The organism is Micromonospora sp. AB353 (assembly GCF_049538395.1).
Classification (GTDB): domain Bacteria; phylum Actinomycetota; class Actinomycetes; order Mycobacteriales; family Micromonosporaceae; genus Micromonospora; species Micromonospora aurantiaca.
Genome location: NZ_JBMVFV010000078.1, coordinates 1 through 21,645, shown reverse-complemented (window position 1 = coordinate 21,645; position 21,645 = coordinate 1). Strand labels below are relative to the sequence as shown.

The window sequence follows — 21,645 nt, the reverse complement described above, 5'->3', positions numbered from 1 at the left end:
GTGGTCAGTCGCTCATCGGCAGCCGGTAGTCGCGGGTGCCGCCGCCGGCCGTGACCACGCGCACCTCGCCGCTGCGCAGCCCGTACGTCACCGACCAGCGGGTGTGCGACTGGCGTACCGCGTTCAGCAGCCGCAGCGCACCGGCCGCGTCGACCACCCCGCCGGTGCGGTCCAGCTCCCTCGCCAGCACCCCGTACCGGTGGTCCTGGCGCAGTTCCCGGTCCGGCACGCCGACGGCGGGCACGTTGGTCAGCGCCTGCCACGGGCCCTGCCGCCGGTCCACGGAGAGCTTCCCGTCGACGAACTCCACCACGGCGGACGCGCCCGTCGCGTCGGCCAGCAGGTAGTGCAGCGGCGGCCCGCCGTCGAAGTCGAGGTTGTAGCGCCGGAACACGGCGACCGCCTCGTCCACGGTGGCGGCCGAGTCGAGCACCAGGCGCAGAATGCGCACCGAGCCGACGGCCGGCAGTCCGGGCACCGGCTCGGCGCGTGCCCCGTCGTCGGCGGCCAGCCCGACCGCGAGACCCCGCTCGTTCATGCCGTCGAACGGCAGCAGCGGCGCGTCCAGCAGCCGCCGGTCCCCGGTCGGGTCGGCGGACACACCCAGGTACGAGATGTCGACGAGGGAGATCGAGGCGTACCCGTCCGGCGGGTCGGTGCGCAGCACCAGCGCGGGATTGGGCTCCCAGTCGAAGTTGCGGGCGAACAGCGGGCGCTCCCGGTCGGCGAGCGCGGCGAACAGCGAGCAGCCGAACGGGCTCGGCGGCGTCGACCCGGCCAGCCCGGCGGTCGGGTCGTAGTCGCCGTCGTACGTCATCTCGTACATCGGCAGGTCGTCGATCTTGCGGAGGCTGGCCAGGGTCCGCTCGACCTGCTCCGGGTCCTGCCGGGACGCGGTCGGTGAGCCGGCCGCGGCCGGCGGGCCGGACCGGCGGCTCTCCCCGCAGGCCGTGGCGAGCAGGAGCAGCGCGAGCCCGCCGGCGATGAGGGTCCTCCGCATGACAGCGACGCTAGAAGAGGCGTCCGCCGATGTCCATCCGGGACTCGGTCAGCTCCGCACGACAGCGAACATCCAGCAGCCGTACACCACGTTGCGGCTGTGCAAACTGGTCCACCGCCGGATCGGCGAACAGCTCGCGATCACCGCCTCCGGATCGCCGCCGTCCGCCCACGACGCGGCCCCGGCCGCGGCGCCGGCGGTGATCGGACCTGGCGTTCGGGCTCGGCGAGATTGCGGGCCGAGCGGGCACCCGCGGACCGCGTCCGGTGCCGACAATGGCCGGATGGACTACGTGCTGCTGGAACTGGCCCACCGGCACCGGGACGAGGTACTGCTCTGGGACGAGTTCGGGGCGATGACCGAGGACCTGACCGGCGCCGACCTGACGCTTGTCGACGAGGTCGCGGCGCTGCTGGTGGCCGCCGACCGGGGCGACGCCGCCGCCGGGCGGGAGCTGGCCCGGCGGTACGCCTCGGACGCCCGGTTGCGTCCGGGGCCGACTGTGCACTGCGCCGATCCGGTCTCCGGCGTGACCGCCGCCGTGGACCTGCGGCGCTGACCCGCACGGCGACCGGCGCCGGCCGGTCACCGAGGCCGCGCGGGCTACCCGGGCAGGGGCGCCTCGTCACCTCGGGTGCGGCGCGGGTTGACCAGCCGCCGGACCATCGGGGCGGCGTTCCAGCGGGCCGCGCCGACCAGGTCCCGGGCGTGTTCCAGCACCGTGTAGTCGGGCCGGGCGATGCCCTCGGCGATGGCCCGGTCGAGGTCGTTGCCGCAGCGGGTGAGCACGCTGTCGAAGTCCCGGCGGACCGGTTCGAGCAGGTCGTAGCCGAAGGAGCGGTGCAGCCGGGCGAACAGCGGCTTGTAGAGGCGGGCGCGTTCGTGCAGCCCGGACGAGTACGACATCGGGTTCTTCGGCCGCTGCCGCACGTAGGAGGGCAGCAGGTCGGCGAAGGCCCGCCGGACGATCCACTTCTCCTGGCCGTCGCGCAGTTTCAGGTCCAGCGGCAGTCGCATGGCCAGTTCGACGACGCTGAGGTCGAGGAACGGCACCCGGGCCTCCACGCCGTGGGCCATGCTGGCCCGGTCCACCCGTTGCAGCTCGGTCCGGCACAGGTTGCGGATCTTGTGCAGGAACAGCCGGCGGGACCGTTCCGGCCCGACTCCGTGGTACATCGGGTACCCGCCGAACAACTCGTCGGAGCCGTCTCCAGTGAGCACCACCCGGACGCCCAGCTCGCGCAGCCGCCGGAAGATCGGCACCGAGACGACGGCGTTGATGATGTCGCCGTACTCGGTCAGCTCGGAGATCCGGATCGCCTCGCGGACGTCGGCGAGCCGGATGTCACGCGGCCGCAGCTCGATCACCTCGTGCGGGACGCCGAGGTCGGCGGCGAGCCGCCGGGCGTACGCGACGTCCGGGCTCTCCGGCACGCCGATGGTGACCGCCACGCAGTCCGGGTGCAGTTCCCGGGCGTGCAGCAGCGCCAGCGAGCTGTCCAGGCCGCCGGAGAGCACCACGCCGACGGTGAGGTCGGTGTCCAGCCGGGTGCGCATCGCGTCGGTCAGCGCGACACGGACCAGCAGGGCCGCCTCGTCCGGGTCGTCGATCACCGGCAGGCCGTCGCCGAGGCTGAGCAGGTCGACGTGCGGGCCCAGCCGGACCGGACGGCCGGGCTCGACCCAGCCGTGGTGCCCGGGCGCCACCTCGCCGATCGGCGCGCCGTGCCCGACCAGCGCCTTGACCTCGGAGGCGAGGTGCAGGCAGCCGGGCAGGCGGGCAGGCGGGACCAGTACAGCGGCTTGACGCCGAGCGGGTCGCGGGCCAGGTACGCCCGGCCGGTGTCGCGCTCGACGATGACGAACGCGTACTCGCCGCGCAGCCGCCGGACCGCGTTCTCACCCCACTGGCGGAACGCGGCGAGCACCACCTCGGTGTCGCCCGCGGTCCTGAACCGGTGCCCGAGCCGGGTCAGCTCGGCGCGCAGCTCGTGGTGGTTGAAGACCTCGCCGTTGAAGCAGAGCAGGTGCCGCTCGTCCGGCGACATCCACGGCTGCACGGATCGTTCCCGGTCCACGATCTTCAGCCGTCGTACGCCGGCGAGCAGGCCGTTCTCCTGCCGGGTCTCGGTGACCTCACCGCGTGGTGCGAGCGCGGCGAGCATCCGCCGGAACGTCGCCGGGTCCGCCTCGGGGCCGATGCTCAGCGCGATGCCGCACACCGGGTCACACCCCCATCTCGGCCTCGTACGCGCGCCGGTAGCGGCGGCGCACGGCCGGGGCGAGACAGACGTGCCAGGCCTGTCCCTCGTCGACCACGTTCACCTCGCCGGCGTCCTGGCGAGCCAGCAGCAGCCCGGCCAGTGCCGGGCGGGCGCCGAAGCGGTCGTACCACTCCAGTTCGACGTCGGCGGCCCAGCCGAGGCAGTGTCCGCTGGGCACCATCGCCGCGTACCCGAGGCGGCGCAGCCGGTACTGGTGTTCGGCGCTGCGGGCCAGGCTGGTCACCCAGAGCGGCGGCGTGCCGTCCGGCGCGATCGCGGTGAACTCGCGGGCCAGGTCGTTGAGGAAGGCGATCATCTCGCGGCGGGCCCGGCGGAACAGCAGCCCGGCGGTACGCGGGGTGGCGTCCGGGCGCAGCCGCCGCCGGACGGCCCGCAGGCCGCGTCCCACCACTGTGGCGGGCTGTTCCTGGTAGCGGAACTCGAGCAGGCCGCGGCGGCGCAGCCATTCCAGGTCGACCAGGTCGGTGCTGGTGCGGACCTGGTCGTCGGTGAGGAACGTCGGGCTGTCCCGCCACCAGAGCACGTCGACGCGGGAGAGCAGGTAGATGCGGACCAGCGCGGTGAGGTCCTGCGCCGAGCTGCGCGCGTTGGGCTGGTAGCGGGCCATCTCCAGCAGCAGCGTCTCCCGGGCACCGATCAGGCCCTGCGGCGTGGCGTCGAGGACGGCGGCGATGGCCGGTTCGCGCAGCCGCTGGTCGAGCAGCACCTGGCGGGCGGTGGTGGACGGCGCGTCGGCGAGCGCGCCCACCTCGACCAGGAGTTCCGCCACCGCCGCCCGGTACGCGGACAGGTCGGGCTCGGTGCCGGCGCGCCGGCCGGCGGCGGGCACCCGCCGGGCGGGAGCGGTGGACGTGACGGCGGGACCGGGCTGGCGACCGGGGCTGCGGCTGGGCACTCGCATGGTCTCCGTCCCCTCTCGGTCAGGACACGGCGTGATTGGGCCTGCACACACCGTAAAGACCGAAGAAGGCGCGATTCCTCCCATCTTCCCCGAAGTGCCCGATCAGGTGGCGGACGGCGGTGCCAGCGTCTGCACCTCCTCGTACCCGGGCGGCGCCGGCAGGCCCGCGTCGCGCCCGGCACCGATCGCGTCGGTCAGGTGCAGCGCCGCGCCGAGGGCGGCCCGGAACAGGAGCGAGCCGGTGCTCACCCGGGCCACGCCGAGCCGCCCGAGGGCGGCCAGGTCCGGGCCGCCGGGCCGGTACAGCACGTTCAGCGGCAACCCCGCCTCGGTGGCGAGCAGGCCGACCAGGTCGTCCGGTGCGCCCGGCACGAACAGGCAGTCGGCGCCGGCGGCCCGGAACGCCGCCGCCCGCCGCCGCGCCTCGTCCAGCGGCGCCGGCACGCCCAGCCACCAGGCGTCGGTGCGGGCGTTGACGACCATCCGCGGCACTGCCGCGCGGACCGCCGCGATCACGGCGGCGACGTGCTCCACCGGGGCCAGCCGCCCGTCCGGGCGCCCGTCCTCCAGGTTCACGCCGACCACACCGAGCGCGGCCAGCTCGCCGACGTAGCGCGCCACCTCGGCCGGGTCGTCGTGGAAGCCGTCCTCGACGTCCACTGTCAGCAGCGCCGGCAGGCGCCGCAGCCGGTACGCCAGCTCCAGCGTCTCGGCCCGGGTCGCCCGGACGGCGTCCGGCCGCCCGGCGGCCGCCGCCACGCCCAGGCTGGTCGTGCCGATCGCCTGATGGCCCCTGGCGGCGAGCGCCGCAGCGGAGGCGTGGTCCCAGGCGTTCGGCAGCAGCAGCGGGTCGCCGGGCCGGTGCAGCTCCCGGAACGCGCGGTACCTGTCGGTCATCGGAGGATCACCTCGAGTGGGGTCGACGGGACGTCAGGGGTAGGGCCGGCGGGACGGCAACGGCGGCGCAGCACGCCGACCACGCCGGCGGCCAGGGCGAGCGCGTGCCGCTGCCCGGGGCAGCCGCGGGGGCCGGCGCCGAACGTCAGCGCGACGTTCGCCCGGTCGGCGCGGAAACGGTCCGGCTCCGGAAAGACCGCCGGGTCTCGGTTGGCGGCGTCGAACCGCAGCAGCAGCCGCTCCCCCACGCGCACCGGCTGGCCGTCCAGGGTCAGCGGGTCGGCGGCGACCCGGCGGGTGACCCGTACCGGCGGGTCGAGGCGCAGCACCTCGGCGAGCAGCGCGTCGGTCCCGAGCCCGTCCGGCGCTTCGAGCCCGTGCCGGACGGCGGCCACGATCAGCCCGGCGGTGGCGTCGGCGGCCTGCACCAGCAGCCCGAGCCGGTTCGCTGTCACCTCGGCCGGAGCGGGCGGCGACATGGCCAGCAGCGCCGCCACCGCCCGGTCCGCCCGCCGCACCGCCGCCGGGCCGGCGCCCGGGTGGTAGGCGGCGGCCACCGCCGTCACCTCCGCGACGGCCGCCGCCGGGTCGGCCAGCCCGAGCCGCTCCGCCAGCACCACAAGGGGTACGCGCCGAGCCAGGTCACCGGTCACGTCCACCTGGTCGCCGCCGTTGTCCGCGGTCGCGGCGCGGTCGAGGATCCGCCCGGTCAGCCGTTCCGCGGCCACGCGCAGTTCCCGTGGGTCGAGCGTGTCGAGCGCCGCCACCCCGACGGCTCGCCGCGCGGCATGCCGGTCCGGCGGACTGAACCGGCTCACCGAGGCGCGCAGCCATGCCAGGCCACCCTCCGGCGCCTCCTCGGCGGGCAGTACCCCGCAGCGGGGATCGGTCAGGACGGAGACGACGTCCGCGTACCGGGTGACCACCCAGCCGCCGTCGTCCGAGGTCGGCGGCCCGCAGCGCGGCGTGCCCGGAGCAGCCGTGATCGTCGGTGAATCCATCACCCGACCGTAGGGCGCCGACAGTTCGGCCCGGGCCGAACGATCCGGCCGGGCACACCCGGCGGTCAGCCGCAGGCGGGACCGGTGCCGCGGGGCACGGGCGGGTCAGGCGCGCGCCGGGCCGGTGTCGCGGGTGGCGGGCTCGGCCAGCAGCACCGGGTCGAGCCCGAGCGCCTCGGCCAGCGCGTCCCGCCCCGCCGGGGTGACCCGTACCGCCCGGCCGGTGCCGCGCGCGGTCCAGCCGAGGTCGAGGAAGCGCCCGCACAGCGCCGCACCGACCGCGCCGGCCAGGTGCGGGCGCCGTTCGGTCCAGTCCAGGCAGTCGCGGACGAGCGGTCGCCGGGTGCCGCGCAGTGGTTCGACGGGTATGCCGAGGCGGTCCAGCCAGCTCCTGCCGGCCTCGGTCAGCGCGAGGCCGCCGGTGCGGTCGAGCACGCCACGGTCGAGCAGGGCGTCGTGCAGCAACACGCCGAGCCGCCCGGCCAGGTGGTCGTAGCAGGTGCGCGCGTACGCCAGGGCGGCGCCGGCCGATGCGGCGCGCAACGTGCGGGGCGGGGCCGCCGGTGCGGGCGCCCGCGCGGCCAGGTCCTCGACGAGCTGGGCGACGCCCGGGTCGGCGAGGCGGACATACCGGTGGCGGCCCTGCCGCTGCTCGACCAGCAGGCCGCCGGCGACCAGCCGGTTGAGGTGGTCGCTCGCGGTGGACGCGGCGACCCCGGCGGCGCGGGCCAGCTCCCCGGCGGTCCAGGCGCGGCCGTCGAGCAGGGCCAGGCAGAAGCCGGCCCGGGTGGGGTCGGCGAGCAGCGCGGCGAACCCGGCGAGTCCGCGTCCGTCGGCACCGGTGGTCATCGTCCCATGCTGACACGTGACCGGCGCGGCCACCGCCGGGCAGCCCGTGTACGGCGGCAGCGAACGGGCTGCCGCCGGCCCGGCTCGTCGACCGCCCGCCGCGGCCCGGACAACGGGGTCAGATCGCGGTTCCGGGTGGGGACTTCAGGAGGGATGCCGCTTCGGCCGGGTAGCCGCCACGGCCCGACCGCAGGGCGATGGCCGCCAGACGAATCAGGCCGATGTCGACGCCGGCGGCACCACTCGCGTCATGCCCCTGCAGCCGCACCTCCACACTCACCGCCGTATCGGCCCAACCCTGCGCTTCGATGTGAGGTGGGCGATCTTGTGGGATCGCTGCCGGTGTTGCGGTAGAAGGCGATGCCCTGCACCAACGCCGACGTGTTGGTGCCTACACCGACGAGGAGTACCCGGATCTGCCCACGCCGGGAGTCCCGGTCAACGGAACCGACGCCCACCAGCGCCGGGTATGACCTCTCGGTCAGCCGCCGGAACGCGGGCAGGCGGTGGTCAGCTCGCTGATCGTGCGGGTGTCGCCGTCGTAGCTGCGCGCCGCCACGAACGCCCCGGCCGGCGGGTGCGCCCCGGCGACCGCCCGGGCGCGGCGCCGGTCCGCCGCGCCGAACCGCAGCGCCAGGCTCAGGTGCGGCACCCAGCGGCCGGGCTGGTGCCACGAGTGCCCGCCGGACGCCTCGGCGAGCACGTCCCAGACCGCGCCGTGCAGCGCGACGAGTTGCGGGGTCGGGCGGACCAGCCACACCAGTGGCGCGCTGCCGTCGAGCACCGCCACCCGGCCCAGCCGCACCGGCAGCGGAAGCGCCGCGTCGCAGAGGTCGGCCAGGCGCTGTTCGGCGCCGGGCGGGAACTCCTCCACCGAGGCGAGCGTGAGGTGCGGCCGGTTCGTCGGGTGCGTGTTGCGGGCCAGGCTGGGCAGCCCGGCGGCGGCGAGCCGGTCCCAGGCAGCGCGAACCGCCGCTTCCAGTTCGGGAGAGCAGAGCAGTTCGACCGTCCGCACGTGATCAGGCTAGTCGCCGGCGACCGCCCGCGACGCCCCGTACGTCAGAGCCAGCCGGCCTCGCGCGCCCGCCGGACCGCCTCCGCCCGGTCGGCGGCGCCGAGCTTCTGCACGCAGGCGCTGAGGTGGTTGCGGACCGTTCCGGCGGCCAGGTGGGTCCGCCGGGCGATCACCGCGACCGGCGTGCCCAGCTCGGCCAGCCGCAGCGTCTCCAGCTCACGCGGCGTGAGCGGGCACTCCGGCAGGGTGAGCGCGTCGGCCGCGAGCGCGGGATCGACGTAACGCGCGCCGGAGTGCACCCGGCGGATCACGTCGGCCAGCGCGCCGCCGGGGGCGCCCTTGGCGAGGAACCCGCGTACCCCGGCGGTGAGCGCCGGGCGGAGCTGGGCGGGCCGGCCGTGTCCGGTGAGGATCACCGGCGCGCAGCCGGGCAGGGCCCGGGTCAGCTCGGCGGCGACCTCGACGCCGCCGGGCGGCGGCATCTCCAGGTCGAGCACGGCGACGTCGGGGCGGTGGGCAAGCGCCGCGTCCAGGGCGCTGCGCCCGTCGCGGGCGTGCGCGACCACCTCGATGTCCGGTTCCAGGTCGAGCAGCGCGGCCAGGGCGAGCCGGATCAGCTCCTCGTCGTCGGCCAGCAGTACCCGGATCACGGCGTCACCGGCACTGTCGCCACCAGGCTGAACACGCCGTCGGCGGCCTCGGCCCGGACCCGTCCGCCGGCCGGGGCGAGCCGGTCGGCCAGGCCGCGCAGGCCGCCGCTGAGCCGGTCCGGTCCGGCGTCGTCGCGGACGCCGTCGTTGCGTACGGTCAGCGTCACCATGCCGTCCTCCCGGGTGATCTCGATCCGGCACCAGCCGGCCCGGCTGTGCCGCAACACGTTGGTTCCGGCCTCGCGCAGCACGGCGGCCAGGTCGGCGGCGACCGGCGCGGGCACCTCAGCGGCGGGCGGGACCACTGTCGTGCGGACGCCGCTGGAGCGCAGCACCTCCCCCACCGCGGCGGCCTGCTCGGCCAGGTCGACCGCGCGGTAGCCGTGCACCGCCGCCCGGACCCGGGTCAGCGCCGAGCCGGCCAGCCGCCGGGCCTCGGCCGCCTCCCGGGCGGCCCGGCCGGCGTCGCGCGGCGCCAGCCGCTCCGCCAGCTCGGCCTTGAGCGCGATCACCGTGAGGTCGTGGCCGAGCAGATCGTGGACGTCCCGGGCGAAGCGCAGCCGTTCCTCGGCGGCGGCGAGCCGCGCCTGGGCGGCCTGCCCCTGCCGGGCCTCGACGAGCAGATCCCAGAACCAGACCTGCACCCAGGTGAGAGCGGCGATCCCGGCGCCCACCACGCCGGTGACCAGCAGCGCCGTGGGCACCGGCCCGCCCGTCGCCCAGGTGGCGGCGGCGGACACCGCGAGGACGCCGGCCGCCGCCACCGCCGCGACGACGGGCCGGAACAGCAGCGGCGTCATGCCGACCAGGGACGCCCCGAGCCAGGCCCAGGTGGGCCAGGTTCCGGCCGCGACCGGGCCGAGCAGCGGCAGGCTGAGCAGCGCCGCCACGGTGAGCACGGCGTGCCGGCGGCGGCGGGCCGGTACGGGCAGCCACGGCGTGACGGCGGCGTGCAGCACCGCGATCTGGGCGACGGTGAACGCGAGCAGCCCGGCGGCGCCGAGCGCGACGCGTACCGGGTCGGGTTCGCGGGCCAGGCCGACGGCGGGCAGCAGCACCGTGGTCCACACGTTCGTGGCCAGCGACAGCAGGGTGACCCGCCGGGCCCGGCGCAGCCGGTGGTCCGCCGGATCGACGCTCATGCCCGCTGATCCTAGGGCGTGCACCGGTTCGCCCACCCCGGAGAAACGTCACGGCCGGGCCGTGCGATCCGCACGGTTTTCCGATGACTGACGCGCCTTCTCCGGTGCGCCGGGCGGCGGCAGGGTCGGGGCATGACGGAGATGACTGTGGTCGTACCCCGGCGGTGGGCCGGGTGGGCGCGGACCCGGCACCTGGCCGGGATGGTCGTGGCGATGGTGGCCGGAATGGTGCTGCTCGGGCCGCTGTGGCAGGCGGGCGGGAGTGTGCTCGGTGGCGCGGCGGTGCTGGCGCGGCCGGACGTGGCCGCGCTGGTGATGGCGACGGACATGGCGGCGGGCATGGCCGCCTGGATGTGGTACCGGGGGGACGGCCGGGCCGCCACCGCGGAGATGTCGGCGGCCATGTACGTGCCGTTCCTGCTGCTGCTCCCGCCCTGGTGGGCCGGCTGGGTCGGAGACGACACGCTGCTGCTCGGCGGACACCTGCTGATGGTGCCGGCGATGCTGCTGGTGGCGCTGCGGCACCGGCACACGCCCGCGGCGCCGCCGCGCCGGCACCCGGTCGCCACGGCCGTGGCGCGCGGGTGGCCGGCCGGGCTGGCGCTGCTCATGACCGTGGACATGTGGTTCGCGCCCACCGTCTTCGCGCCGTGGACGCTGCTGGTCCTGCCGGCCGGCTACCTGCTGATCGGCACCTGGCGGCGGCAGTTGGACGACCGGCGCGCGCTGGCGGCGCAGCTCGCCGGGGCGGCCGTGTGGGGCGGCCTGGCGGTCGTGGCGATGATCGCGTCCGCCGACGTCGCCGGGGTGCTCGTCGGGGTGGGCTGGCTCGTCCACGCGGCCTGGGACGCCTGGTACCACCGCACCGGCGCGGTGGTGCCGCGCGGGTACGCGCTGTGGTGCGCGGTGTTCGACGTCGGGGTGGGCCTGACCACGCTGCTGGCCGTCCTGTCCCGGTGATCCGGCGGGGGCACAGGGCCGCGCCGGATCACCCGGAGGGGACGGCACGCAGGTGGCGCGGCGAACGTTTGCCCCGGTCGCCGCGACCGCCGCGCGGCGGTGATGAAAAACTTGTCGCATGACCGCCGCACCGACCCCGACCGACCCCGCCGTTCCCGACGACGCCGAGGACGCCATCGCCTTCGCCGATCTCGGGCTGCGCACCGAGTTGCTGGGCGCGCTGTCCGCGCTCGGGTACGAGGAACCGACGCCGATCCAGCGGGAGGCCATCCCTCCCTTGCTGGCCGGGCAGGATCTGCTGGGTCAGGCGGCGACCGGTACGGGCAAGACCGCCGCGTTCGCGCTGCCGCTGCTGCAGCGGATGCCGGTGGGGCGGGCCGAGGGCGACCCGGTGTCGCTGGTGCTGGTGCCGACGCGGGAACTGGCCGTGCAGGTCTCCGAGGCGTTCCACCGCTACGGCAAGGATCTGGGTGCCCGGGTGCTGCCGATCTACGGCGGGCAGCCGATCGGCCGGCAGCTGCGCGCGCTCGACCACGGGGTGGACGTGGTGGTGGCGACGCCGGGCCGGGCCCTGGACCACATCGCCCGGGGCACGCTGCGGCTCGGCGCGCTGAGCACGGTGGTGCTGGACGAGGCGGACGAGATGCTCGACATGGGCTTCGCCGAGGACATCGAGGCGATCCTGGAGCACGCCCCGGCCGGCCGGCAGACGGTGCTGTTCTCCGCCACCATGCCGGCCCGCATCGACGGGCTGGCCCGGCAGCACCTGACCGACCCGGTCCGCATCCGGATCGAGCGGGAACGGCCGGTCGCCGGGGAGGCGCCCCGGGTGCGGCAGAGCGCGTACATCGTGGCCCGGGCACACAAGCCGGCCGCGCTGGGCCGGGTGCTGGACGTGGAGTCGCCCACCGCGGCGATCGTATTCTGCCGCAGCCGTGAGGAGGTGGACCGGCTCACCGAGACGATGAACGGCCGGGGATACCGGGCCGAGGCGCTGCACGGCGGGATGAGCCAGGAGCAGCGGGACCGGGTGATGGGCCGGCTGCGGGCCGGCACGGCGGACCTGCTGGTCGCCACCGACGTGGCCGCCCGAGGACTGGACGTCGAGCAGCTCACCCACGTGGTCAACTACGACGTGCCGTCGGCCCCGGAGTCGTACGTGCACCGGATCGGGCGGGTCGGCCGGGCCGGGCGGGAGGGCGTGGCGATCACGCTCGCCGAGCCGCGTGAGCACCGGATGCTCAAGACCATCGAGCGGGTCACCGGGCAGCGGATCGCCATCGACAAGATCCCCACTGTCGCGGACATGCGGACCCGGCGGCTGGAGCTGACCCAGGCCGCGCTGCGGGAGAGCCTGCTGGAGGACGACCTCGACCCGTACCGGGCGATCGTGGAGTCGCTCACCGACGAGTTCGACCTGGTCGAGGTGGCGCTGGCGGCGGTGAAGCTGGCGCACGAGGCGACGTCGCCGGGCTCGGACGACGAGGAGGAGATCCCGCAGGTTCCGGTCCGGGGCCCGCGCGAGGGCCGGCCGGAGACCGGCGGGCGGGGCGAGCGCCGAGGGCCGGGGCGTCCGCGTACCGGCGGGACCACCCAGGTCTTCATCGGGCTGGGCCGGCGGGCCGGGGTGCGGCCGCAGGACCTGGTCGGCGCGATCACCGGGGAGACCCGGATCAACGGCCGGGACATCGGCTCGATCGAGATCGCCGACCGGTTCTCGCTGGTCGAGGTGCCGCAGGCGGTGGCCGACGAGATCATCGCGGGGCTGCGCGGCACCACCATCAAGGGCCGCAAGGCGACGGTACGCCGGGACCGGGACGGCGACGGGCCGGGCGAGCGCCGCGACCGGGGGTACGAGCGGCGCGACCGGCGCTGAGCGCGGGCGGACACGACGGCGCCCCGGCCACCGTGCGTACGGTGACCGGGGCGTCGGGCCGTCAGGCCGCGGCGAGCGCCGACCCGTCCAGCGACTCCGTGCCGAGTTCGGCCGGGCGCAGCGCCAGCGCGAGCACGTCCGCCACGTCGGACAGGGTGTGCACGGTCAGCGCCTCCCGCACCTGCGCCGGCAGGTCGTCCAGGTCCGGCTCGTTGCGCTTCGGGATGATCACCTCGGTGAGACCGGCCCGGTGCGCGGCGAGCAGCTTCTGCTTCACCCCGCCGATCGGCAGCACCCGGCCGGAGAGCGTCACCTCGCCGGTCATCCCGAACTCGGGCCGCACCGGACGCCCGGTCACCAGGGAGGCCAGCGCGGTCACCATGGTGATGCCGGCGCTCGGGCCGTCCTTCGGTACCGCGCCCGCCGGGACGTGCAGATGGATCCGCCGCCCGGCCAGCGCGTTCGGGTCCAGCCCGTAGCGCCGTCCGTTGGATCGCAGGTACGACCACGCGATGTGCGCGGACTCCTTCATCACGTCGCCGAGCTGGCCGGTGAGCGTCAGCCCGGGTTCACCCTCCATCGTGGTGGCCTCGATGAACAGCACGTCACCACCGGCGCCGGTGACGGCCAGGCCGGTCGCCACGCCGGGCACGGCGGTGCGTTCGGCCGACTCCGGGGTGAACTTCGGCCGGCCCAGGTAGCGGGCCAGGTTCCCGGCGTCCACGTGCACCGGCGCGGCGTCAGTGGAGAGCGCCACGGCCACCTTGCGCAGGATCTTCGCCAGGGCCCGTTCGAGCTGCCGGACGCCGGCCTCCCGGGTGTACTCGCCCGCGATCAGCGCCAGCGCCTCGTCGGCGATGCTCACCTCCTCACCGGTCAGCCCGGCCCGCTCCCGCTGCCGGGGCAGCAGGTGGTCCCGGGCGATGGCGACCTTCTCGTCCTCGGTGTAGCCGTCCAGCGCGACCAGCTCCATCCGGTCCAGCAGCGGGCCGGGGATCGCCTCCACCACGTTGGCGGTGGCGAGGAACAGCACGTCGGACAGGTCGAGGTCGACCTCCAGGTAGTGGTCGCGGAACGTGTGGTTCTGCGCCGGGTCGAGCACCTCCAGCAGGGCCGCCGCCGGGTCGCCGGCGTAGCCGGCGGCCAGCTTGTCGACCTCGTCGAGCAGCACGACCGGGTTCATCGAGCCGGCCTCGCGCAGCGCCCGCACGATCCGGCCGGGCAGCGCGCCGACGTACGTGCGCCGGTGGCCGCGGATCTCCGCCTCGTCCCGGACACCGCCGAGGGAGACGCGGACGAAGTTTCGGCCCAGCGCCCGGGCGACCGACTCGCCGAGGCTGGTCTTGCCGACACCGGGCGGGCCGGCCAGGGCCAGCACCGCGCCGGAGCCGCGTCCGCCGACGACGCCGAGGTTGCGCTCCGCGCGCCGGTTGCGCACCGCGAGGTACTCCAGGATGCGGTCCTTCACGTCGGCCAGGCCGGCGTGGTCGGCGTCGAGCACGGCCCGCGCCGCGGCCAGGTCGGTGTCGTCCTGGGTACGCGTGCTCCACGGCATCTCCAGGACGGTGTCCAGCCAGGTACGGATCCAGCCCGCCTCGGGTGAGGCGTCACTGGCCCGCTCCAGCTTGCCGACCTCACGAAGCGCCGCCTCCCGGACCTTCTCCGGCAGGTCGGCGGACTCCACCCGGGAGCGGTAGTCGGCGGACCCGTCCGGCTCGTCCTCGCCGAGTTCCTTGCGGATCGCGGCGAGCTGCTGGCGGAGCAGGAACTCCCGCTGGGACTTCTCCAGCCCCTCGCGGACGTCGCTGTTGATCTGCTCGGTGACCTCCTGCTCGGCCAGGTGTTCCTTCACCCAGCCGACGAGCAGTTCCAGCCGGGCGGTGACGTCCGGCGCGGCGAGCAGTTCGGTCTTCTGGGTCAGGCTGAGCCAGGGCGCGTAGCCGGCCGAGTCGGCCAGCTCGGACAGGTCGGTCATCCGTTCCATCGCGTCGATCACCTGCCAGGCGCCGCGCTGTTGCAGCACCGAGGTCATGAGCGCGCGGTACTCGCGGGCGAGTTCCCGGGCGCGGCCCGCCGGTGCGGGTTCGTCGAGTGTGGCCGCCTCCACCCAGAGCGCGGCACCGGGACCGGGCACGCCGGAGCCGATGCGGGCGCGGGTGAGACCGCGGACGACCGCCGCCGGTTCGCCGCTGGGCAGCCGGCCCACCTTCTCGATCGTGGCGACCACGCCGACGGAGCCGTACTCGCCGTCGATGCGGGGGACGGCCAGGAGTTCCTTGTCGCCGGTGGCGCGGGCCGCGTCGACGGCGGCCTGCGTGGTCGGGTCGAGGGTCACCGGGATGACCATCCCGGGCAGCAGGACGGCGTCGGTCAGTGGGAGTACCGGAAGAGTTGCCATCGAACACCTGCCATCACGTTGGTTGAGCGTGTCTGGCTCAAGTAACAAAACGTGTCCCTTGTTCCGGGTTGTGACCCACGCCACGCCGAGCGCCCCCGTTCCGGCACTCCGCGCCCAATGGCGGCATCGTTTACCGCGACCCGCCGAATGGAAACAGTCGGCTATTGTTGCGTGATTACCGCGCGGTAGGTCAAACTCTTAGCCACACCCCGCCCGACACAGGGAGTAATGGCGATGGCAAGGAAAGTAATCACCGTTCTGACCGACGACCTCGACGGCGGAAAGGCCGATCGGACCGTCGAGTTCAGCCTGGACGGCGTGGCGTACACGATCGACGTCTCCGACGAGAACGCGGGCGTCCTGCGCAAGGCCCTGGATCCGTACATCAGCGCTGGCAGGCGAATCGGCCGGGGAACTGCCGAGGTCACCCGCGGCGCCCGTCGCACGACCCGGCCGAGCACCTCGGGAATGGACCGCGAGCAGAACCGCGCCATCCGGGAATGGGCCGCCAAGAACGGGTTCGAGATTTCCGAGCGCGGGCGCATCCCGGTGTCGGTGGTCGAGGCGTACAAGAACCGCTGACGCCACCGGTTCACCGTCGGGCATCCCGGGGTCACGCTGAGAAATCGGCGTGGCCCCGATCGGCATTCTCCGCCCGGCGCTTTTCGTCCGGCGGATACCCACGGCACGAGATTTCCTCCGGGATCGCCTCCCACCGTTCCCGTACGCGGAAAGGCCGCGACCGCCCGGAGGAGTCCCCCGGACGGCCGCGGCCGTCACGTCGCTCTCAGTTGACCCGGATGCGCACCACGTCGATGGCGGGGGTCTGGTTCGCCCGCTCCATCATCGGGATGCGGTGCGAGCCGTCACCGGCCCAGACCGCGCACTGCGCCACGCCCGACTGGGCCAGGCCCGGGATCTGGATCAGTACGTCGTCCGGCTGGTTGCCGCCCCGGCCGTCCTCGGTGGCGACGAAGAACGCCGGCACGTCCTGCGGGTTCGGGGGCTGCCGGGTGCTGCCGAGCATCCGGCAGGCGGTGTGGAAGTGACCGCGTACCAGGCCCTGGCCGTTGAGCAGCGAGCTCTCCAGGTAGTAGCCGCCCTGGCCGGCGGCGAGGAAGCGGTCCCGGACCAGGTTCTTGGTGGTGACCCGGAGCGTGAACGGCTGGTTGCGCCGCACCTGGTTCGGGAACTGCGTGATCAGCAACGACGGGTTGTTCGCCGCGGCGCCCACCTCACCGAACGCGGTGCTCACGCACCGGTTGCCGTTCTGGAAACCGTCGTGGCCCTGGAGCCGGCTGCCGGAGCAGTCCTTGGCGAGCACGTTCAGGCCGTTGTTGCCGCCGTTGTTCTGGCCGCCACCGTTGTTGTTCCCGCCGCCGTTGTTACCGCCGTTGTTGTTCCCGCCGTTCTGGCCCCCGTTGTTGTTACCGCCGTTGTTGTTCCCGCCGTTCTGACCGCCGTTCTGACCGCCGTTGCCGGGGGCGTCGTTCACCGCGCACCGGGCGAACTGGTCCAGGCCCTGCGGGCGCTGCGCGAACCGGCCGATGGCGGTGGCGATCCGGTTGAGCGCCGCCGTCCGCTTGTCCGCGAGCGGCCCGAGGATCGCGTTGTCGATGAAGTCGCCGCCGTTGCGGCCCTCCGCCGCGAGCCGCCGGTTCGCCTCGGCGATCTGGCTCTCCAGCAGCGCCAGCGTGCGGTCCACCTCGGCACGGGCCTGGCCGGGCACCTGCGGTAGCCGGCCGCGGACGTCCGGGCAGGCCACCGTCGGAGTGCCGGCGCCGGCACCACCCGCGTTGGTCTGCTGGCACTCGGCCGGCGACATCTGACCGTCGCCCCAGTGGTTGCGGACCCAGCGGCCGTTCTGCCAGGTACGGGTGGTGCTGCCCTGACCGTCCGGGGCGGTCGCCCCCGGGCTCGCGGGCACGCAGGACGCCGAGGCCGCGCGGGTGGTCGTCCGCCGGTCCTGGGCGGACGAGATCTGAGTGACGGCGACGATGCCGCCGAAGACCGCGAGCGTGCCGACAACCGCCAGCATCCGCTTGCTCCGCGCGTTACCGGATGACCGGCGCGCCCGTGTGGACCTGCGCATCGAATTGCTCTCCTTCTCGATCCGGTAGTTGACTGGTGATCCCGGCGGACCGACGAATTCGGGGTGTGAGATCACTGCGACGCTCAGTCGCGCGTCAATGGCCGACGATGCCCTTTCCGCACCGTCTCCGCGCCGTCCGGGCGCGGCGGGGAAGATCTGCGTCCATTCCCGATGAGGTACGGAGCGCCGTCGGCGAAGGTTCAACCGGAGATCGGAAAAAATCGAGAAGTCGCCGTCCGCGCCGGCGAGGACGGTTCAGTCGGCGCAGAGGTGGTCGAAGGCGAACCCGCCGTCGAAGGAGTCCCGCCGCGCGGCGAGCGCGCGGACCTGCCGGAGAAGCTCGTCACGGTCCAGCAGGGACGGCGCGGCCCCGTCGAGGTCACGCAGCCGCTCCCCCAGCGCCACCACGGCCAGATCCTCGGCGAGCCGCCCCGCGTCGACTCCGCAGGCGAAGCCGCGCGACGTCAGCCGAACCCGCTCCAGCAGGCAGCGGCCGGGCCGTACCTCGACCCAGGCCCAGCCCTCCGCCGGCCCGCCGGTCCAGCGCACATGCAGGCCGCGCACGATCGGGTCGGCGATCCGGCCCGCCACGTATGCCTCGACCGCCTCGACCCGGGCCAGCGCGCCGAGGTCGTTCACCGGTCCACGCCGGCCGTCCGGCAGCCGGCCGATGATGTCCCGGAAGCCCACCGCGTCGCCGGCCTCCGGGTCGGTGCCGTCGGCGTAGGCCCGCGCGTCCAGCACGTACTCGGCGAACCGGCGGACCTGCTCCGCGCCGCCCAGCGCCGGCGACTCGACGCGCACCAGCGGCAGGCCGACGGCGGAGCAGACCGCGTCGGTGAGCCGTTCCTCCCGCCGGGCCGGCGACCCGTCCGGAGCGGGCGCGGTGAACCGCACCGCGAAGCGCGGCAGCCCGCTGTCGGCGGCGCAGACCACCAGGTCGAGCGACGCCCGCCCGGCGGTGCTCCACTGACTGCCGGTGACCCCCGGCGGGCGGCCCTGCACCAGGTCACCCAGCCGACGGCCGGCATGGCCGAGGTGGCCGGCCCGGACCAGGGACGGCGCGACGCCGGGCGGGACCGGCCGCAGCCAGGAGGCCGTCACACTGCCTGTGCTCGTCATCTCGCCCCGATCCCCCCTCGTCCGGTCGACGCCCGAGTGTAGGCGGTGCGGCGCAGTCGGTACGGCCGACCGGTGCGCTACCGCGCCCGTCCCTCTAGGCTCTGCCCGTGCCCAGCGGACGGACCCCGGAACAGTTCACCAAACGCAGCCTCGTCGCCGTCTCCCACGCCATCGAACGCGCCGCGCTCGCCGAGGCCGAGGACGGCCCGCTCGTCGTGCTCGCGCTGTTCCAGCGGCTGCCGTACTTCACCCGGGAGCGCGAGGTCTACCGGCGCATCGCCGGCCACGCCGCCGTGACGGTGGTGGCGATGGTCGGCGGACCACCGCCCGACCTGCCCGAAGGGGCGTACGGCGTGACGCTGGACGAGGCGGAGGCGCTGGCCCGGGAGTGGACGGTGGTGGCGCTGAGCCCGCGTTTCGGCGCCACGCTCGTCGCGCACGACCGGGCCGAGGTGGCGCCCGCGCCGACGCTGGAGGCCGGCCGGCTGTTCGAGGGACGCTGGGGCTTCCGCCGCGACGAGGCGCTGCACGAGGTGATCCGGCTGCGCGAACGGCTCGCCGAGCGGCTGCCCGCCGCGGCACGTACCGCGCTGGACGAGGCGATCGCCCGGGTGCGGGACATCCCGGCCGGGCCGGGCGAACCGCGCGCCGAGGCGGCGCTGCGGATGCTGGCCCGCCGCGGCGACCGGAACCACCAGCCGATCGAGCCGCCCGAGACCATGCTGGACGAGCCCGGCCTGGCCCGGTGGTCCGGCGCGGACGGGGTGACCGCCTCCGGCACGCTGCCGGTGGCGCTGGTCGGGCTGCGGGTGGAGGCGCCGCCCGGCTCACCGGAACGCTTCGGCCGACGCGGCGTCGCCCGCGAGGGGCACGCCGTGCTCACCGCGATCACCGCCGTGCTGCGGCCGGTCGACCGCGCGGTACGCGTCACCGAGAACGAGTTCCAGCTCGTCCTGCCCGGGCTGGACGAACCGGCCGCGCTGGAGGTGGTTCGCCGGTTGCACGACGCGATCGGCGCGCTGGCGCGGTCGTACCCGTTCATGGCGTACATCGTGCACGCGGCGGTCGGGGTGACCACCCGGCGGCCGCTGCCCACCGCGGACCTGCGCGCCGCCGTCGACTGGGCGGTACGCAAGGGCCTGCCGGTGGCGGGCCTGCCGCCGGAGAACGCCGACGCCGTGGCCGCGCCGGCCCGCTGACCGGCCGGTCCGGTTCGAGGAGAGGGAGACGCGGTGCGGGTGGTGTCGCTGGTGCCGTCGCTGACCGAGGCGGTCGCGGCCACCCGCCCGGAGGTGCTGGTCGGTGCGACCGACTGGTGCACCCACCCGGCCGGGCTGGACGTCGCCCGCGTCGGCGGGACGAAGTACCCGGACCTGGACCGGGTGCTCGCGCTCGAGCCGGATCTGGTGCTGCTCAACGAGGAGGAGAACCGGCTGGCCGACGCCGAGGCGCTGCGCGCCGCCGGGGTGCCGGTCCGGGTCACCTTCCCGCGTACCGTCCCCGAGGCCCTCGACCAGCTCGGTGAGCTGGTCGACGCGCTCGGCGTGCCGGCCGAGCCGCACTGGCTCCGGGAGGCCCGCCACGCCTGGGCCGCGCTGCCCGCGCCGGGACGCGTCCGCACCGCCGCGGTGCCGGTGTGGCGGCGCCCGTGGGTGGTGCTGGGACGGGACACGTTCGCCGGGGACGTGCTGGCCCGGCTCGGTGTGCGCAACGGCTGGGCCGACGACGCGGAACGCTATCCCCGGCCCAGCCTGGACGAGCTGCGTGCCCGGGCGCCGGAGCTGGTGGTGCTGCCCGACGAGCCGTACCGGTTCACCGCCGACGACGGGCCGGAGGCGTTCCCCGGTGTGCCGGCGGCGCTGGTGTCCGGCCGGCACCTCACCTGGTACGGCCCGTCGCTGGCCGAGGCCCCGGCGCTGCTGGCCGCCCAGCTCGCCACCGCGGGCCCCACCTGACCGGTGAGGCCCGGGTGCCGGTGCTCAGGCGACCGGGGTGGCGTGCACCGGGTCCAGCTCCATCAGCGTGGTGTCGTCCACGTCGTACCCGATCGCGTTGTGCACCGCGACCACGCCCGCGACCTGCGCGGCGAGACGGCCCGCAAGGTCGACGGCGCTGCGCCGGTCCAGCCGCCCGTCCATGGTGACCTCGCCGCCACGGACCTGGACCGTGACCAGGCCCTCGCGCACCGACAGCACCCGGCGCAGCACCTCGTGCACAACCTCCTCACGGATCTCCGCGTCGGTACGCAGGTGCACACGCAGCAGGTCACCGCGGGTGACGATGCCGGCGAGCCGGCCCAGGTCGTCCAGCACCGGGAGCCGCTTGACGGCCTCGTGGTCCATCAGCCGGGCGGTCGCCGCGAGCGAGGCCCGCTCGTGGGTGGTGACCGCGGGCGCGGTCATCAGGTCCCGGGCGACGAGCGCCCCCGCCTTCTCCCGCGCGGTCCGGCGGCGCCGTCCCTCGAAGACCCGCCGCTCGTCTGGATGACCGGACCGCTCCACCTTGTGCAGCAGGTCCGCCTCGGAGATCACCCCGAGTACGCGGCGGAACGAGTCCACCACCGGCACACCGCTGATCCGCTGCCGCACCAGCACGTCGACGACCTCGCGGTACGGGGTCTCCTCCGTCACCGTGGCGACGTCCCTGGTCATCACGTCGGTAACCTGCCACGTCCTCATCACGACCTCCTCGTGCCGGGTCTCCACCTGCGACGGTAGGCCGCCGGCGTACGGCCTGGTCAGGGGCGGCGGACCGGCCGTGAGGGGCCGACCGGACCGGGTACGGACGGGACCAAGGACCCGGTCACGAGGGCACCTCTCGGCCCTGCTCCCGGACGCCGCGCGGCGGTGGAATGAATGTGCCACCGGGAAGCGCGGTGCGAGGCACAGGAAGGGACGTGGACACCATGACCGCGACAATCGAGCGGACCCCCGCCGTCAAGCGGACCCCCGCCGCCACCATCGCTCCGGCGGCGCACACCGAGACCACCCGCCAGAAGGCCACCCGGTACGTCTGGGCCGGGCTGCGGCTCGCCCTGGGCTGGGTGTTCCTCTGGGCCTTCCTCGACAAGATGTTCGGCCTCGGCCACGAGACCCCGGCGAAGAACGCCTGGATCAACGGCGGCAGCCCCACCAAGGGCTTCCTCGGACACGCCGTCGAGGGACCGTTCGCGGGCATCTACCAGAACCTGGCCGGCGCGGCCTGGGCGGACTGGCTGTTCATGGTCGGCCTGCTCGGCATCGGTGTCGCCCTGATGCTCGGCATCGGCATCCGGGTCGCCGCCGTCGCGGGCGGTCTGCTCCTGGTCCTGATGTGGACGGCGGTGCTGCCCCCGGCGAACAACCCCTTCATGGACGACCACCTCATCTACGCGGGCTTGCTGGCCGGCCTGGCCCTGGTGGGCGCCGGCAACACCCTCGGCCTCGGCCGGGCCTGGGCGAGGCTCCCCCTGGTCCAG

Annotated in this window: 20 protein-coding genes and 1 pseudogene; 7 read left to right on the top strand and 14 right to left on the bottom strand. The window is 75.0% G+C overall.

Annotation, left to right across the window (positions count from 1 at the left end; translation table 11 throughout):
- Positions 1 to 4: 4 nt before the first annotated feature.
- Entirely contained in the window at positions 5 to 1,000 is a 996-nt protein-coding gene (locus tag ACPCK6_RS24545; RefSeq protein ID WP_396883634.1) for a carcinine hydrolase/isopenicillin-N N-acyltransferase family protein, read from the bottom strand.
- A gap of 283 nt (positions 1,001 to 1,283) precedes the next feature.
- Between ACPCK6_RS24545 and ACPCK6_RS24540 the strand changes: the two genes are divergently transcribed.
- Complete coding sequence (locus ACPCK6_RS24540) at positions 1,284 to 1,559, top strand: hypothetical protein (protein ID WP_423482347.1); 276 nt, start codon at positions 1,284 to 1,286, stop codon at positions 1,557 to 1,559.
- Positions 1,560 to 1,603: 44 nt separating this feature from the next.
- Here the strand turns inward: ACPCK6_RS24540 and ACPCK6_RS24535 are convergent.
- From ACPCK6_RS24535 to ACPCK6_RS24495, 9 genes and pseudogenes are all read right to left on the bottom strand, one after another.
- Positions 1,604 to 3,222: pseudogene (locus ACPCK6_RS24535) on the bottom strand (asparagine synthetase B family protein).
- 4 nt (positions 3,223 to 3,226) lie between these two features.
- A complete protein-coding gene (locus tag ACPCK6_RS24530) occupies positions 3,227 to 4,186 on the bottom strand; it encodes a hypothetical protein (RefSeq protein ID WP_423482346.1) in 960 nt (319 codons plus the stop codon).
- A 102-nt stretch (positions 4,187 to 4,288) separates the two neighbouring features.
- A complete protein-coding gene (locus ACPCK6_RS24525; RefSeq protein ID WP_423482345.1) occupies positions 4,289 to 5,083 on the bottom strand; it encodes an isocitrate lyase/PEP mutase family protein in 795 nt (264 codons plus the stop codon).
- The gene (locus ACPCK6_RS24520; protein ID WP_423482344.1) at positions 5,080 to 6,084 is read right to left on the bottom strand and encodes a cytochrome P450; all 1,005 of its coding nucleotides are present in this window, start codon (positions 6,082 to 6,084) and stop codon (positions 5,080 to 5,082) included. The genes ACPCK6_RS24525 and ACPCK6_RS24520 overlap by 4 nt, the downstream gene beginning before the upstream one ends.
- A gap of 105 nt (positions 6,085 to 6,189) precedes the next feature.
- Entirely contained in the window at positions 6,190 to 6,933 is a 744-nt protein-coding gene (locus tag ACPCK6_RS24515) for an ArsR/SmtB family transcription factor (protein WP_423482343.1), read from the bottom strand.
- Positions 6,934 to 7,051: 118 nt separating this feature from the next.
- A complete protein-coding gene (locus ACPCK6_RS24510) occupies positions 7,052 to 7,207 on the bottom strand; it encodes a hypothetical protein (protein ID WP_396883627.1) in 156 nt (51 codons plus the stop codon).
- 207 nt (positions 7,208 to 7,414) lie between these two features.
- Positions 7,415 to 7,948 carry a 2'-5' RNA ligase family protein gene (locus tag ACPCK6_RS24505; RefSeq protein ID WP_135240380.1) on the bottom strand — a complete coding sequence of 178 codons (534 nt, stop codon included), beginning with the start codon at positions 7,946 to 7,948 and terminating at the stop codon, positions 7,415 to 7,417.
- 44 nt (positions 7,949 to 7,992) lie between these two features.
- Positions 7,993 to 8,598 (bottom strand): response regulator transcription factor, encoded by a 606-nt coding sequence (locus ACPCK6_RS24500; protein WP_013286580.1) that lies wholly within the window; start codon positions 8,596 to 8,598, stop codon positions 7,993 to 7,995.
- The gene (locus tag ACPCK6_RS24495; protein ID WP_423482342.1) at positions 8,595 to 9,740 is read right to left on the bottom strand and encodes a sensor histidine kinase; all 1,146 of its coding nucleotides are present in this window, start codon (positions 9,738 to 9,740) and stop codon (positions 8,595 to 8,597) included. The genes ACPCK6_RS24500 and ACPCK6_RS24495 overlap by 4 nt, the downstream gene beginning before the upstream one ends.
- A 132-nt stretch (positions 9,741 to 9,872) precedes the next feature.
- Here ACPCK6_RS24495 and ACPCK6_RS24490 point away from each other — a divergent pair, with 132 nt between their 5' ends.
- Positions 9,873 to 10,700 carry a hypothetical protein gene (locus ACPCK6_RS24490; RefSeq protein WP_423482341.1) on the top strand — a complete coding sequence of 276 codons (828 nt, stop codon included), beginning with the start codon at positions 9,873 to 9,875 and terminating at the stop codon, positions 10,698 to 10,700.
- Positions 10,701 to 10,818: 118 nt separating this feature from the next.
- Entirely contained in the window at positions 10,819 to 12,576 is a 1,758-nt protein-coding gene (locus ACPCK6_RS24485; protein WP_396883624.1) for a DEAD/DEAH box helicase, read from the top strand.
- A gap of 61 nt (positions 12,577 to 12,637) precedes the next feature.
- Here ACPCK6_RS24485 and lon read toward each other — a convergent pair whose 3' ends face one another.
- Complete coding sequence (gene lon / locus ACPCK6_RS24480) at positions 12,638 to 14,974, bottom strand: endopeptidase La (protein WP_396883623.1); 2,337 nt, start codon at positions 14,972 to 14,974, stop codon at positions 12,638 to 12,640.
- Positions 14,975 to 15,208: 234 nt separating this feature from the next.
- Between lon and ACPCK6_RS24475 the strand changes: the two genes are divergently transcribed.
- The gene (locus ACPCK6_RS24475) at positions 15,209 to 15,556 is read left to right on the top strand and encodes a histone-like nucleoid-structuring protein Lsr2 (protein WP_128138142.1); all 348 of its coding nucleotides are present in this window, start codon (positions 15,209 to 15,211) and stop codon (positions 15,554 to 15,556) included.
- A 205-nt stretch (positions 15,557 to 15,761) separates the two neighbouring features.
- Here the strand turns inward: ACPCK6_RS24475 and ACPCK6_RS24470 are convergent, their stop codons facing one another.
- Entirely contained in the window at positions 15,762 to 17,012 is a 1,251-nt protein-coding gene (locus tag ACPCK6_RS24470; RefSeq protein ID WP_423482340.1) for a hypothetical protein, read from the bottom strand.
- Between the two features lie 309 nt (positions 17,013 to 17,321).
- Positions 17,322 to 18,188, bottom strand: a complete 867-nt coding sequence (locus ACPCK6_RS24465; protein WP_423482339.1) for a PDDEXK family nuclease — start codon at positions 18,186 to 18,188, stop codon at positions 17,322 to 17,324.
- A 107-nt stretch (positions 18,189 to 18,295) separates the two neighbouring features.
- Here ACPCK6_RS24465 and ACPCK6_RS24460 point away from each other — a divergent pair, with 107 nt between their 5' ends.
- Complete coding sequence (locus ACPCK6_RS24460; protein ID WP_423482338.1) at positions 18,296 to 19,387, top strand: DICT sensory domain-containing protein; 1,092 nt, start codon at positions 18,296 to 18,298, stop codon at positions 19,385 to 19,387.
- 33 nt (positions 19,388 to 19,420) lie between these two features.
- The gene (locus tag ACPCK6_RS24455; RefSeq protein WP_423482337.1) at positions 19,421 to 20,143 is read left to right on the top strand and encodes a helical backbone metal receptor; all 723 of its coding nucleotides are present in this window, start codon (positions 19,421 to 19,423) and stop codon (positions 20,141 to 20,143) included.
- 24 nt (positions 20,144 to 20,167) lie between these two features.
- Here the strand turns inward: ACPCK6_RS24455 and ACPCK6_RS24450 are convergent, their stop codons facing one another.
- Positions 20,168 to 20,866, bottom strand: coding sequence for a CBS domain-containing protein (locus tag ACPCK6_RS24450; RefSeq protein ID WP_396883618.1), 699 nt, complete (start codon positions 20,864 to 20,866; stop codon positions 20,168 to 20,170).
- Between the two features lie 218 nt (positions 20,867 to 21,084).
- Between ACPCK6_RS24450 and ACPCK6_RS24445 the strand changes: the two genes are divergently transcribed.
- The coding region (locus tag ACPCK6_RS24445) for a DoxX family protein (RefSeq protein WP_423482336.1) at positions 21,085 to 21,645 on the top strand (561 nt) is incomplete at its 3' end.